Annotated in this window: 13 protein-coding genes; all 13 read left to right on the top strand. The window is 42.3% G+C overall.

Annotated elements, in window-relative coordinates:
- Positions 1 to 267: 267 nt before the first annotated feature.
- The 13 genes from msrA to WDA22_12995 all read left to right on the top strand — a co-directional run bounded on the left by msrA (position 268) and on the right by WDA22_12995 (position 14,580).
- Entirely contained in the window at positions 268 to 810 is a 543-nt protein-coding gene (gene msrA, locus WDA22_12935) for a peptide-methionine (S)-S-oxide reductase MsrA (GenBank protein ID MFA5834374.1), read from the top strand.
- A 20-nt stretch (positions 811 to 830) separates the two neighbouring features.
- Entirely contained in the window at positions 831 to 1,814 is a 984-nt protein-coding gene (locus WDA22_12940; protein MFA5834375.1) for a hypothetical protein, read from the top strand.
- Positions 1,811 to 2,665, top strand: coding sequence for a hypothetical protein (locus tag WDA22_12945; GenBank protein ID MFA5834376.1), 855 nt, complete (start codon positions 1,811 to 1,813; stop codon positions 2,663 to 2,665). The genes WDA22_12940 and WDA22_12945 overlap by 4 nt, the downstream gene beginning before the upstream one ends.
- A gap of 2 nt (positions 2,666 to 2,667) precedes the next feature.
- Complete coding sequence (locus WDA22_12950; protein ID MFA5834377.1) at positions 2,668 to 3,279, top strand: hypothetical protein; 612 nt, start codon at positions 2,668 to 2,670, stop codon at positions 3,277 to 3,279.
- Between the two features lie 2 nt (positions 3,280 to 3,281).
- Positions 3,282 to 3,698: an OsmC family protein gene (locus WDA22_12955; protein MFA5834378.1), complete on the top strand. Its 417-nt coding sequence runs from the start codon at positions 3,282 to 3,284 to the stop codon at positions 3,696 to 3,698.
- 109 nt (positions 3,699 to 3,807) lie between these two features.
- Positions 3,808 to 4,290: a hypothetical protein gene (locus WDA22_12960; GenBank protein ID MFA5834379.1), complete on the top strand. Its 483-nt coding sequence runs from the start codon at positions 3,808 to 3,810 to the stop codon at positions 4,288 to 4,290.
- Positions 4,291 to 4,502: 212 nt separating this feature from the next.
- The gene (locus WDA22_12965; GenBank protein ID MFA5834380.1) at positions 4,503 to 6,071 is read left to right on the top strand and encodes a M20/M25/M40 family metallo-hydrolase; all 1,569 of its coding nucleotides are present in this window, start codon (positions 4,503 to 4,505) and stop codon (positions 6,069 to 6,071) included.
- Positions 6,072 to 6,140: 69 nt separating this feature from the next.
- Positions 6,141 to 6,611 carry a GNAT family N-acetyltransferase gene (locus tag WDA22_12970; protein MFA5834381.1) on the top strand — a complete coding sequence of 157 codons (471 nt, stop codon included), beginning with the start codon at positions 6,141 to 6,143 and terminating at the stop codon, positions 6,609 to 6,611.
- Positions 6,612 to 6,767: 156 nt separating this feature from the next.
- Positions 6,768 to 8,630, top strand: coding sequence for an APC family permease (locus WDA22_12975; GenBank protein ID MFA5834382.1), 1,863 nt, complete (start codon positions 6,768 to 6,770; stop codon positions 8,628 to 8,630).
- Between the two features lie 387 nt (positions 8,631 to 9,017).
- Positions 9,018 to 10,712, top strand: coding sequence for a potassium-transporting ATPase subunit KdpA (kdpA, locus tag WDA22_12980; GenBank protein ID MFA5834383.1), 1,695 nt, complete (start codon positions 9,018 to 9,020; stop codon positions 10,710 to 10,712).
- Between the two features lie 67 nt (positions 10,713 to 10,779).
- Positions 10,780 to 12,870: a potassium-transporting ATPase subunit KdpB gene (gene kdpB / locus WDA22_12985; GenBank protein ID MFA5834384.1), complete on the top strand. Its 2,091-nt coding sequence runs from the start codon at positions 10,780 to 10,782 to the stop codon at positions 12,868 to 12,870.
- Complete coding sequence (gene kdpC / locus WDA22_12990; protein MFA5834385.1) at positions 12,867 to 13,448, top strand: potassium-transporting ATPase subunit KdpC; 582 nt, start codon at positions 12,867 to 12,869, stop codon at positions 13,446 to 13,448. Before kdpB ends, kdpC begins: the two co-directional genes overlap by 4 nt.
- Positions 13,449 to 13,509: 61 nt before the next feature.
- Positions 13,510 to 14,580 (top strand): porin, encoded by a 1,071-nt coding sequence (locus WDA22_12995; GenBank protein MFA5834386.1) that lies wholly within the window; start codon positions 13,510 to 13,512, stop codon positions 14,578 to 14,580.
- Positions 14,581 to 14,753: the final 173 nt, after the last annotated feature.

Here is a 14,753-nt window from a genome sequence, read left to right on the forward strand (position 1 = left end):
GTATTAGAATTGTCTAATATTTTCAAAAAGTGGCTAAAAATCGTGAAATTTAGCTATTTCCGTAGTATTGTCTAAAATAATTATCTACCGTTTATGATGTAGGATGAAAAAGTTATTGTTTCGTGAGAATTTTATGGCAGGAAAGTGCGTTATTGTATGTAATTAATCGACTTAGAAAGGAACAGGATGAGAAAAATTCTATATATGATCTTTCTGTCTGGTGCGATAGTTTTCGCCCAAAATAAAACTACAATGAAAGGAAAGACAATGGAACACAATACGGAGGTAGCAACACTTGGCGCCGGTTGTTTTTGGTGTGTGGAAGCAATCTATCAAAGACTGGATGGTGTGGAAAAGGTGGAATCGGGCTATTCGGGCGGTTCCGTGAAGGACCCTTCATACGAAGAGGTCTGCACCGGCAGAACAGGACATGCGGAGGTCATTCAAGTGACTTTCGATCCGTTGAAGATCTCGTTTAAAGAAGTGTTATCAGTATTCTTCCGGACACACGATCCTACAACATTGAACAAACAGGGAGCAGATGTTGGAACACAGTACCGTTCAGCAATTTTCTATCATAGTGATGAACAACGAAAGACGGCAGAAGAGGTGAAGAAAGAAACAGATGCTGCAAAAATCTGGGACGATCCGACGGTGACAGAAATCTCGCCATTTTTCGGGTTCTATAAAGCGGAAGAGTATCATCAGAACTATTACAATCAAAATTCTTATCAACCATATTGTATGATGGTAATAAATCCAAAATTGAGTAAATTCAAGAAGGAGTTTGGCAGCAAACTGAAAAAATAATAACGCCAACAACAATTCGTATGAATATTCAAACAACGAAGACGGTTTCAACTTTTCTGCAAAGTTGGAATGTTCTTCGTTTTTTATTTATAGAAAATATAAAAAAGAAGATAGGCTATGTTGCGCATGGCGCGGTTATAAAACCATCCTTCGATGCACTCGTTCAAAAAACGGACTCACTTGTTCAGGATGAACACCGCAGAGCGCTGCACCAACGCATTTATGCAAAAAGAAATATCATTTACCAAATGGCAGTTGCCATTTGTCTTTTGGGATTTGGAATTTCCCTTCAGGGTTGTTTTATTCTCCGTCCCTTTGCCGGAGCGAACATTGATATTGAGCAGTTGCAAAAAGCACGCGAAGCAAAAGTACTGGAAATCCGACGGGATGGAGCGAAAAGACTATCACAGCGATTAACGAAAGGCGACTCTATCAGCAATGCTGATCTCTCATTTTATTTTTCCGAAGCGCTCCTGAATAAAGCTGCATCACAATTGGATTCGACAACCGGCTGGCTCGATTCTCTCACATCCTACTCCATTAGAAATATCCGCGTTAAATTATATCATGGCTCAGCCATTGCCACTATTTCTCTTGCAGCCTTTAATCACGAGTACGATGTTGATGTCAATTTGTTGATGGATTGTATTCTTGCATTCAAAATAGATAGCGGAAAATTTTTTGCAACATTGGAGCCGTTTAATGTTGTCCCCAATGTGAAAGCAAGTGGAATGATTGCATCGCTCGAAGGAATCATTCAAGATATCGTTACCATGAAGCTTTCCACACTCAGCGACAATCTTCCTCCGATTCAATTTCCTGTCGATTTCAACAATCAATTTCCTGTTCAAGGTAACAGCGTGCAGGTACGGACAGGGATGAACATGAATATCACCACTTCGGCGCAGACCTTAAAATATTTTCTCGTGTTGAAAGAAGTTCTAATTTTTAAAGAAAAATTATTTCTTGCGATGAATGTGAAGAAAGTGGGGGTGGGAAAATGAAAGCAACTTTGGTAAAACATTCTTCGTTCTTTTTGTTATCATTGTTCGTCATGGGGTGCGGATCATCGATGGATATTCCCTCGAAAGAAGAATCTCAAGCAAATATTGCACAGTACAAGCTTCAATTAGATACGCTTGATGCGGTAATCACTGAAAAAACCGCAGGGCTTCCAAAAGGACACGATCTAATTTCTCGAACCAGATCATTAGCTATCAATACACTGTTAGCACGCGTTGTGAATCGTTCTCTAGCGGATATTCATATAGATTTCCTTGCGACCCGTCCATTATGGAAAGAGGAAAAATCGGTAATGGGTATTGGCTATACAAATTATGTGGATGTCGATACCGGAAAATTGGACATCGATTTGAAAAAATTCTCTTTTAGTAACTTTACCAACAATATTATCAACGCCGAAATCGAAATTGAAGGGACGGGAACGGTAAAAGTTTCCGGAACGTATACCGGCGTTTCAACAAGTTCTTCTCCCCAAATTCATTTTTACCTTGACGAGCAGATTCAATTTGTGGTTACGACAGCGGATTCTGATTTTATCCGCTTAAACCCGGTACCGAAAACCGTTCTGTTAAAAACCAAAATTACCATCAATTTGCTCGGTTGGAACATTCCGTATTATAAAGAGATTCCATTACAAACAACTGATCTGGTCAAACCAGTGTTTATTCCTTCCGCGTTACGATCAGAAATTGTTTTTCCCATTCCCGCATCACAATATGGCGATCAGCGATTGGAATTTGTAAAACGATATTTGCGATTCAATAAATCTGCAGTGAGGGCGAACGATAATGTGCTGGAGTATCGCAGCAATATTGATTTTGAAAAGGAGTAAGTGTGAAAATAATTACACTCTGTTTTCTTGTATCAGCAATGTTGGCAGCCCAGCAACAAGCAGAAGTCAAATCGTGGCTTGTTGATCCATCATATACAAAAAATCAGGTGTATGTTGTGAACGTTGGAAAAAGTCAATACGAAGCATTGCTCAAATCTCTGGCCGGATTAGCTGATAAAATAACATCGTCGCAATCAGAGATTCAACCTGAATCGATGGTGTCACCTAAATCAACCTTTACATACTCATTCGGTAACGTAAATATTTCGTTCATGCGAAAATCATTTGGTGAAACGATAAAGAAAAGAGATACGCTCGAAGTAAAAACCATGGTGTCATTTTATGGAAAGCTCCAGTATAATAAAAAAGGAAAAAAATGTTTTATTAACATCGGAAGTGAATTCATTGATATCGCCAACGATGAAACATTCAACGCATCTGCGTACGACTCGCAAACAACAGGAGAGCAATCATTATCATATGGATTTAGGAATATGATCCTTTCGGATCTTCTTGCAGAACTTGAACAAGAAGGCGTACACATTGAATTCAAAACAGAGTATGATGTGACATATGCTCTTGCCACCTATCCATTAACAAAATTATTGCGATAATTATGGTCCCAATTTCCATCGTCTATCAAGGTCAATTACGCTGCACTGCCAAACACGACAACAGCGGAACACACTTCATTACGGATGCACCGAAGGATAATTTCGGGAAAGGAGAGAGTTTTTCCCCTACCGATTTGGTTGCCACTGCTCTCGGCAGCTGCATGATCACTACAATGGGAATTTTTGCACAGAAAGAGCAAATGAATGTGAATCTTGACAAAACAACGCTTGCAATTGAAAAGCATATGAGTGTAAACACCCCCCGCCGCATTGCGAAATTGGTCGTAGTGTTTGGATTCCCCGCCGGTATACCTGTCCAATATAGAGCGCGATTAAAAGAGATTGGTGATCATTGTCCTGTGGCTAAAAGTCTGCATCCGGATATTCAATTACAGATAACATATGGTTATCCGGACTGAATTGAGAGTGGTCGAAAGATTCATAAGATTTCTACTGTCCTTTTCTCCTAAAAATCTTATATTTCCACAGTTCAATACCGACCAGAAAAAAACAGTTAGGGAATGTATGATGAAAAATCGATTGGTACAAAGCACCGTTGCAATCACACTATTTTTGTTAGCCGGCTGCGGTCTTGGTGCTCCGGATTCGTTCATGCAAATGAACAGACAATATTGGGAATCGATGGAAATTAAATCGAATGTGAAATATGAAGATGCATGGCAGCGCGTTATCTACATTATCACCAAGAAATTTGAACTGGAAATGATATCCAAAGAAGACGGTTACGTTCGTTCATCGTACGGACAATCCTATTTTACCGAAGATCTTCAAAATGAACGATATCAGATTCGTATCGTTGCAAAATTCACTCCGGACAGAAAAAAAATCGAATTCAAGATAGAATCACGCATGTGGGATGGAAAGATCTGGCATAACGGTTCCGATGTACGTGTTGCCGCAAACATGCGGAAAGATTTTCTGAATTCGCTGGGAGAGCCGCAAGGGAAAAAATTAACGGCTCCATCAGCGGATTCTCTTCAAATTCAATAAACGTATAAACGGTATTATCCTGCTTCTCTATTCAGACGCTCAGCATCTTGCCTCCTTGTCTGAAAAAATATCGTAAAGGATGAGGTACGGCAATCAATTTCCTCAATGCTTAGATGCACACAATATCGCTCGTGGAAAAATCCAATGATTCCGTTGCTATTCTGTAGGTCATCACATATCATTTTTTTCTCTTCTCCAAGAAAGGTCGTGCAATGAAATACACAACACGTATTGCTTTGATAATTTTTTTCTTCCAATTCACCGTTGCGCAGGAAAAAGTTGACAGTGCTATGATGGCAAATATCCGCGCTGAAGGGTGGGATCGGTCTCAAGTAAAAGATATTCTGTGGTATATTTCGGACGTGTATGGTCCTCGCCTCGCCGGTTCTCCGCAATATGCAGCAGCCGCTAATTGGGCTGTAGGAAAAATGAAGGATATCGGACTCCAAAACGCTCATCTTGAACAATGGGGACCGTTTGGCAAAAGCTGGGAATTAAAAAAATACTCTGCCACCATGATTGGAAGACAGGTTCAACCGTTGATATCGTATCCGAAAGCATGGTCGCCAGGATTAAAGGGACGCATTGAAGCCGAAGTTGTTTTTCTAGATGTTGATTCATTGAATCAACTCAACGCTTATAAGGGAAAATTAAAAGGAAAGTTCATTCTCCTTTCAAAACCAGGCATGGTAAACGCATACTGGAAGCCACTTGCTGCACGAGAAGAGGATTCTTCGCTGCTAGAAATGGCAAATGCTGATGCACCGCGCGCAAGGGGAAGAAGAAATTTCCAACCGTCTGACGCAGCACGAAAAGCTTCTTTGCTGACGTATGAAAAATGGCAAATGGTAATGAAAGAAAATGTTGCCGCTGTCCTTACAGCTTCCTATTCCACACGCAATCAAGGAGGAAGTGTAGGAGTGCAACAAGCATATGTGCCGAATCATCCCGACACCGTATTCGGTTCTCCGTTCAGGGTTTCGGCACAAAGCAGTAAAGCGCCGAACATTCCTCCGCAAATTGAAGTGGGTGCAGAACATTATAACCGTCTGGTTCGTCTTGCTCAAAAAGGTGAAAAGGTGAAGCTCGCCATTGAATTGGAAGTGGCAATGTCATCAAAAGATGAAGATTCGTACAATATCGTCGGCGAAATTCCCGGAGACGATCTGAAAGATGAAGTAGTGATAATTGGAGCGCATTTTGATTCGTGGCACGGTGGAACAGGGGCAACGGATAACGGAACGGGATCAGCCGTCTGTTTGGAGGCGATGAGAATATTAAAAGCCATCGACGCAAAACCGCGACGAACAATCCGGATAGGATTATGGGGTGCAGAAGAACAGGGACTGCTCGGCTCGGCAGCATATGTAAAACAGCATTTCGGAACTCGAGATTCAGTAAAACCGGATGCAGAAAAAGTTGCTGCCTATTTCAACAATGACAATGGTAGTGGAAAAGTACGTGGCGTCTTTATGCAGGGGAATGAATCGGTCCGACCAATCTTCCGGTCGTGGCTCGCACCGTTCAAAGATATGGGTGTGTCGACGCTGACGTTGCAAAACACCGGCGGGACAGATCATCTTTCGTTTGATGCAGTCGGTATTCCGGGATTTCAATTTATTCAGGATCCAATTGAATATGATACCCGAACGCACCATACCACAATGGATCTGTTCGATCGCGCACAAGAAGACGATCTGAAACAGGCGGCAATTTTAATGGCAGCGTTTGCGTATGATGCGGCAATGCACAATGAAAAACTTCCGCACAAAAATAAGTAATTTTTTAACGATTCGATCCAATAACATTCACCTTGCGGCGGCAAAAAAACCTCGCAAGGTTTTTTGCTTATGGTTACTCTTATTTCCGCAACAACTCCTGAACAGATAGAAACGATTCGCTTGTTATTTGTTGAATATCAGCAGTGGCTTAATTTTTCTCTCTGCTTCCAAGGATTCGATCAGGAACTCGCAACACTTCCCGGAAAATATTCTCTGCCGAACGGACGATTATATCTAGCGGAATATGATGGAGCCATTGCAGGTTGCATCGCATTGCGACCGATAGAAGATGGAATCTGTGAAATGAAACGCTTATTTGTACGGGAAGAATTTAGGGGAAAAGGGCTCGGGAAAATTCTTACAGAAAAAATTCTTGCCGAAGCCAAAGTGTTGGGTTACCACACCATGAGATTGGATACGCTGCAAAGGATGGAAACGGCACAGTCTCTTTATAAAAAACTTGGCTTTATTGTTATTCCGGCGTACTACAATAATCCGATGGATGAAGTAGTGTATATGGAGAAAAAGCTTTCTCTATAATACTTACAATGTGCAAAAACTGACTATCGGTACGCTCACTCCAAATTTTTATACTTTCTTTATATAATTTCCTCCTTGTTTTTTTTATAATACAACGAATTTTTCCAAGTAGTGGAAAGTGTTGTTCATTTCAGAATATTCATCGCGCAGATATTTATGTTCAATCAGCAATTCATCGCAACATTACTGCTCAATTTTTTGGTCATCGGTACATTCGCTTATTTACTGACCAAAAAAGATCTGCTCTCGTATTTTTCGGGAGGTAAATGGTGGCTTACATGGCTTTCCATCGGCATTATTACATTGATGGATGAGCTAACTTCGATTTTTTATGCTCCGAGCGAAGCTTTTCGTGTGATCGGTCTGAATGCCATTGCATTCCTCATTCTTACGTCAATTCTCATTCGTTTTCTTTCACTCCGCATGATCGAAATTGCAGAAATCTTGGAGGTGAATGGCATTCGCGGTGGAGGTGTCTATTCTTTTTCTTATCTCGTACTTGGTCCGACCGTATCATTTATTGCCGTCTCTTCCATTATTGTTGATTACGTTCTCACAGCATGTCTCTCCACGGTGAGCGCCATCGAAAACGGCATGGCATTTTTTCCTGTCTCCGACTCAGCAAAATTCATTCTTGAAGTCGGGGTTGTGTGGCTAATTGCAGGATTGAATATTCTTGGAATAAAAGAGAATGCAAAATTCACATTCGGAATTTTTATTGTTGCGGCAGTGATTCTGATGAATCTGCTTTTTGCAGGAATGTTTCACGCTGATATAGCTTCGGTAAAAACGATTGGAACGAGTTTTACCGATGTTATCGGTTCACTTGCAAGCGGAAATTGGTTTAACGGTTATTTCTTTGTGGTCGTCGGGATTTCAAGTTGTATCCTTGCGTATTCCGGAATCGAATCCGTGGTGCAGACCGCAAGTTTGGTAAAATCATGGAAAGAGATTAGAAAAGCGTACACGTTTCTTGCATGGACTGTCGGATTATTTACACCGATTCTTGCAGCGATTGTGTTATCATCAAAGATCAATATTTCGCACCATGAAACCGATCTTATCACTCAATTTGCGAAACATGTTGCCGGTATTCCGTTTGGATATATCGTTGGAATTCTTGCCAGCGTTTTATTAATGATGGCGGTGAACACCGCGTATGTAGCTTCCAGCGAATTGATGGAGCGCGTTGCGCATCATTATGGATTTCATTGGATCATCAAAACAAATAAACGTCAATCGCTGTACAGAATTCATATAGGAAATGCGATTTTTTATTCGTTCATCATTTATTTGACCGGTGGAAATCAAATGATGCTTGCTGAGATGTATGCGATTGGTCTGCTGGCAAGCTTTACGATCAATATGGGAAGTTTACTGCTGTATCGGTATAAGATCGGAACAAAGGAATCGCTTGAGTATAATACTTCGCGCACCGGAACGCTGGTTATTTTTCTCATTATGCTCAGTTGTTTTCTCTTCTTGGGATATCACAAACCATACGGCACAATTATGTGGTCGTCCGTTACGGCAATTTTTCTTTTTGTCGGATTGAAGTACGCTGAAAAATGGGCGCCGGAGAAAAAAGAAGTTCAGCAGACCGATTCACCGCTGCAAATGGTATTTCATCTTGGAGAAACTGATGCCGAAGAAGTCCATGTATATTTCCGACGTCCTAAAGAACATGGACATAGAATAGTGAATCAGGAGTCGGTGTATATCAGCCTCTACCATCCTCGTCAAAGAATTCCTGAAAAGATTGCGACGAACCATTTTAGATTTGCGTATCAAGGAAAAACATTGTTCCAGGCAATCACGGAGATATTGTACGCACTTGAATATGAACTGCCGCATAAGAAAATCATCGTTCATCTTGGGTGGCCGACATCGTCGTGGTTAGATCGTCTTTCAACAGGTGTAATGATTTTTAGTCTTACTCATTTGCCGAAACATTTTCCAAAATTACGTTTTGTCTTGGAATATATTCCAAAAGAAGAAACAGATACTAAGACACCTTAGAGATTAGTTTACCATAGGAAAGAATATTAGCTGCATCGATTAATTCTTAGAGATCGAGAAGGGTTCGTATATTATTTTTGTATAAAATCATATTCGTAATGCGAACATAGATTTTTTTTCTTTACAACATTTTTATATTTTCACTCCCTCTTTTTACTTCTTCCGTATTTCCTTTTTCAATCCGCTTTTCCAAATTGTTCCTGTCAACATTAGAAGGGAACATATTATGATCATCGGTTTAATTATCGCCGTGCTTCTGCTCTGCTATCTTACATACACGCTCATATATCCGGAGAAATTTTAACGGGTGGCAGTCCGGTGTTTTGCAAAGCAATGCTTTTGACAAACACCGACCCGCTGATTGAATAAAAAAGAAGGAAGGTTACTATGATTACTTTATCGGAAATTGTTCAACTCGTATTCTACGCAGTGTTGTTGCTGCTGCTTACGCCGCCATTGGGAAGACTGATGGCAAAGATTTTTGAAGGAGAGAAAACATTTCTCTCTCCCGTCTTTGGCTGGTTAGAACGGCTGACGTATAAACTTTCAGGCATCAATCCGAAAGAAGAGATGAGCTGGAAAACATACATGTGGGCAATGCTCGCATTCAACGCGCTGGGTTTTGCGGTCGTATTTTTGCTGCAATTTTTCCAATCCCATCTGCCTCTCAATCCGCAGCAACTGCCGGATGTATCGTGGCATCTTGCATTCAACACCGCCGTCAGTTTTATGACGAACACGAACTGGCAATCGTATGCCGGTGAGGTGACGTTGAGTTATTTCGTTCAAATGATCGGGCTTACCGTTCAAAATTTTGTGAGTGCGGCAACAGGAATTGCTATCATGCTTGCACTTGTACGTGGTATCGTACGCAAAACGACAACCGATATTGGAAATTTCTGGACTGATCTTGTACGTTCAACTGTGTATGTTCTGCTTCCGCTCTCTATTCTTTTCACAATCGTGCTTGTAAGCGAAGGAACAGTACAAACATTTTCCGGTTATCAAACTGTTACGACTCTTGAAGGTGCACAGCAAACAATTCCGCTTGGTCCGGCTGCTTCACAGATCGCGATCAAACAGCTTGGCTCAAACGGCGGTGGATTTTTTAATATGAACAGTGCGTACCCGCACGAAAATCCGACTCCATTAACAAATTTTTTAGAAATGCTTTCACTTCTTCTCCTTGCATCAGGATTAGTCTACACGTTCGGTGTTATGGCAAAAGCAAAACGTCACGCGTGGGTAGTGTGGGGTGTAATGTTCTTTATGTTTGCAAGCGGACTTACAGTTTCGTTGTGGTCGGAATATACGACAAACCCTGTCACAGGTGTTGCAGGAGGAATGGAAGGAAAAGAAACACGCTTTGGTGTTGCGAACAGCATTCTCTGGTCTGTTGCAACAACGGACGCATCCAACGGCTCGGTGAACGCAATGCATGACAGCATGTCTCCTCTTGCCGGTGCGGTTGCAATGATCAATATAAAACTTGGCGAAATTATTTTTGGGGGCGTTGGCGCGGGAATGTACGGAATGATGATTTTTATTTTACTCACGGTCTTCATCGCCGGATTAATGGTCGGGCGTACGCCGGAATATCTCGGAAAGAAGATTGAATCATTTGAAGTGCGAATGGCAGCAATTGCAATGCTTCTGCCGAGTGTGGGAATTCTCATCTTCACGGCAATAGCTTGTATTTCAGAAGCGGGGTTAGCCGGATTGAACAATCAAGGTCCACACGGTTTCTCAGAAATTTTGTACGCATTTGCATCCACCGCCGGTAACAACGGAAGTGCGTTTGCCGGACTTACCGCAAGCACACCATTTTACGATACGCTGCTTGGAATTAATATGCTGATCGGAAGATTCGGTGTCATCATCCCGATGCTCGCGATTGCCGGATCTCTTGCGAAGAAAAAAATTACGCCGTACTCATCGGGTACATTTCCGACCGATACAGTTCTTTTTGGTCTCTTGCTTCTCGGTACTATTCTGATCGTCGGTGCTCTCACATTTTTTCCGACGCAAGTGTTGGGACCGATTGTGGAACATTTTTTGATGTTGAACGGACAAACGTTTTAATTATCTATGAGCACCAACCTTGTCAAGGTTTAGAACCTTGGCAAGGTTACATTGACAAGGAAAAAATATGAACTCGAAAACAGTATCATCTACACTTTCATTTCTATCGGGTGAAATCGTACTTCAGGCGCTGAAAGACGCTTTCAAAAAATTTCATCCAAAATTATTAGTGAAAAACCCCGTGATGTTCGTTGTTGCAGTCGGTTCTCTTATAACAACATTCATCGTATTTCAGGAACCCTCCTCATTCAATATCCAGATAACACTCTGGCTCTGGTTTACGGTACTCTTTGCGAACTTTGCGGAAGCGATTGCCGAAGGACGCGGCAAAGCGCAAGCGGAAGCGTTAAAGAAAAACCGTTCGCAGCTTATCGCGAGATTGAAGACCGGGAGCGGTGAAAAATCGATTTCAGCGACTGAGTTAAAAAAAGGAGACAATGTCATTTGCGAAACAGGCGATGTGATTCCCGCAGACGGAGTTATTATCGAAGGAATTGCGAGCGTTGACGAATCTGCAATCACAGGAGAATCTGCGCCGGTCATCCGCGAAAGCGGCGACGACCGCAGTTCCGTAACAGGCGGAACAAAAGTGTTGAGCGACAGAATCGTCATACGAGTTTCATCAGAACCGGGAAGTTCGTTCCTCGACAGAATTATTTCTCTTGTCGAAGGATCGAAACGACAAAAGACTCCGAACGAAATTGCGCTGACAATTCTCCTTTCAGCACTGACGATTATTTTTCTGCTTGTGGTTGCAACACTACCTGCATTCGTACAATATAGTGAAAAGGCGTCTGGACAAGCAGGCGGCGCCTTAACAACATTACCGGTACTTATTGCATTGCTGGTCTGTTTGATCCCGACAACCATTGGAGGATTGCTGAGTGCAATTGGCATCAGCGGAATGGATCGTCTTATCCGTAAAAATGTTATCGCAACAAGCGGACGAGCGGCGGAAGCGGCGGGTGACGTTGATGTTCTTCTTCTTGATAAAACCGGAACCATCACGCTCGGCAACCGTATGGCGACGGAATTCATTTCGGCTCCAGGCATTCTGGAAGTACGTCTCGCCGATGCGGCGCAGCTTTCTTCTCTTGCGGATGAAACACCGGAAGGACGTTCCGTAGTTGTACTCGCAAAAGAAAAATATCAGTTGCGCGGAAGAGACGTATCAGAAATTGCAGGGCATTTTATTCCATTCTCGGCGCAGACTCGAATGAGCGGTGTCGATTTTCCAAAGGACGGAAAAAAGATCGAACGTTCTATCCGTAAAGGCTCTGCCGACGCAATCAAAAAATTTGTTACTGAGCAAGGCGGAGTGTTTCCAAAAGAAGTTCAAACGGTTGTTGATGATATTGCCCGAAGAGGGTCGACGCCGCTTGTAGTTGCCGAAAATAAGGAAGTGCTTGGTGTCATTCAACTTAAGGATGTTGTGAAAGGCGGGATTAAGGAACGATTTGCGCAACTGCGGCAGATGGGAATTAAGACCGTCATGATCACTGGCGATAACCCGTTAACCGCAGCAGCAATTGCTGCGGAAGCCGGAGTTGATGATTTTATCGCCGAAGCACGTCCGGAAGATAAACTGAAACGCATTCGCGATGAACAAGCAAACGGAAAACTTGTCGGAATGATCGGCGACGGCACAAACGATGCACCCGCGCTTGCGCAGGCAGATGTCGGCATTGCAATGAACAGTGGAACACAAGCCGCGCGTGAAGCGGGCAACATGGTTGATCTCGATTCAAATCCGACAAAACTGATCGAGGTTGTTGAAACAGGAAAACAATTGCTGATGACACGCGGCGCGCTGACAACATTCAGCATTGCGAACGATGTAGCGAAATATTTCGCCATTATTCCAGCAATGGTCGGAACCTTGTATGCGACTTCCTCTTTTTCCGCAGGACCCCTTTCTGCATTGAACATTATGAAACTTGCTTCACCGCAAAGTGCAATACTCAGCGCCGTGATATTCAACGCGCTAATTATTGTTGCATTAATACCGCTTGCGCTGCGCGGAGTTAAATATCGCGCCGTCGGCGCAAATTCGGTTCTCCAAAGGAATTTACTCATCTACGGAATCGGCGGCATCATTATTCCATTTATCGGTATAAAACTGATTGACATCATTATTGTAGCCTTGAGGTTAATATGAAAACGTACATTCTCCCAGCATTACGCATGGTACTTGTTATGACTGTGTTCACCGGAATTATTTATCCGGTCGCAATGACGCTGCTTTCGCTTGCGGTGTTTCCGTATCAAGCAAAAGGAAGTATGATTGAAAAGAACGGAACGATTATTGGCTCCGAGCTTATCGGACAAGGCTTCATGAGCGATAAATATTTTAATTCCCGTCCATCAGCAATTGATTACAATCCGGCACCATCCTGTGGAACCAACTGGGGTCCGACAGATAAAAGAATGGCGGATTCGGTAAAAGCACGCACTGCTCAAGTCAAATTACAAAATAATCTTTCTGCAGCGATGATCGTTCCCAAAGAAATGCTTTTTGCTTCAGCCAGCGGAGTTGACCCGCATATTTCTCCGGAAGCAGCACAATTGCAGATTGAGCGCATTGCAAAAGTGCGCGGATTCAATTCGGAACAAACATCTTCGTTACAAAAATTAGTAAAAGATTTTACGGAAGGTCCTCAGATGAAATTGTTCGGTGATTCACGCGTGAACGTGTTGAAATTGAATCTTGCGGTTGATGAATTGCAGACTAAATAAAAATAACAACCTTCAAAGGTTTAAAAACTTCAGAAGATCCATTCACAGAGAAAGAAAACCAATGAAAATTATACCCAGTACAATATTTACGCTTTGCCTGTTTACCGTTGGGAAGGTATTTGGACAGGCACCAGCATCGCCAGTAGCTGTTTCAGGATTTGTTGACGCGTATTACAGCAAGAATTTCAATCAACCGGGAAGTCGTATAAACAAACTACACAACTTCGATATCGCAGAAAATCAATTCACGTTGAGTTTGGTGGAAATTGTTCTGCAGAAAAAAAGTGAGTCTGTCGGTTTCCGCATTGACGCAGATTTCGGAACAACAAACGATGTTGTTCAATTAGGAAGTGGAAGCGCAACGCTTCCGTTTCTTCAACAAGCATATCTGACCGCGGTACTTCCAATTGGAGATGGATTAACAGTTGATGCCGGAAAGTTTGTTACGCACATGGGGTACGAAGTCATTGAATCAAAAGATAACTGGAATTATGGCCGTTCATTGTTGTTTGCATGGGCGGTTCCATATTATCACACCGGAATTCGGTTGGCATATCCCGTTGCGAGTAATTTCATCGCTACTATTCATGTCGTAAACGGATGGAATTCTGTCACCGATAATAACAACTTCAAATCACTTGGACTGACGCTGAATTATACTCCGATCAGTTCGACAAATCTCATTCTTAATGTCATGGATGGTGTTGAACAATCAGACGCCGCAATCGCCGGAAAGAAAAAAGTATTTGATTTTATCGCACTCCAACAAGTCACGGAATCGTTTTCGCTTGCGCTGAATGTTGATTATGGTGACGAACGAACATTTAACGGTCTCGCAATTTGGAAAGGTGCTGCGATATACGGGCGCTATACCGTCAATTCAAAATCTGCCGTTGCACTGCGGGGAGAAATCTTTGACGATCCAATGGGATATGCAACCGGAACGGGCACTCCAACGCTTGACGTGAAGGAAATAACTGGAACAGTCGAGTATAAATTCGCCGATGCATTACTTATGCGTGCAGAAGTACGCTACGATTTTTCAAATGCATCTCTTTTTGACAACAAGACAATCGTAAATTCTAAGAACAATCAGACGACATTGCTGGTCGGAATTGTTTCATCATTTTGAGATAACGTATGAAAGGTTTTCTTATAGTACTCTTTGCGCTTTGTATGTTTGCATTCGGCAAATGTTGTTGCGACGAAAAAAGACCGAATGTTGACAGCGCCATGCAACAATCAGAAAGTATAACATTGATTCATCATTCTTAAAGGACAAGTTCATCACACTCCAAGATATGA

Source organism: Bacteroidota bacterium (assembly GCA_041658205.1).
Taxonomy (GTDB): domain Bacteria; phylum Bacteroidota; class Ignavibacteria; order UBA10030; family UBA8401; genus UBA8401.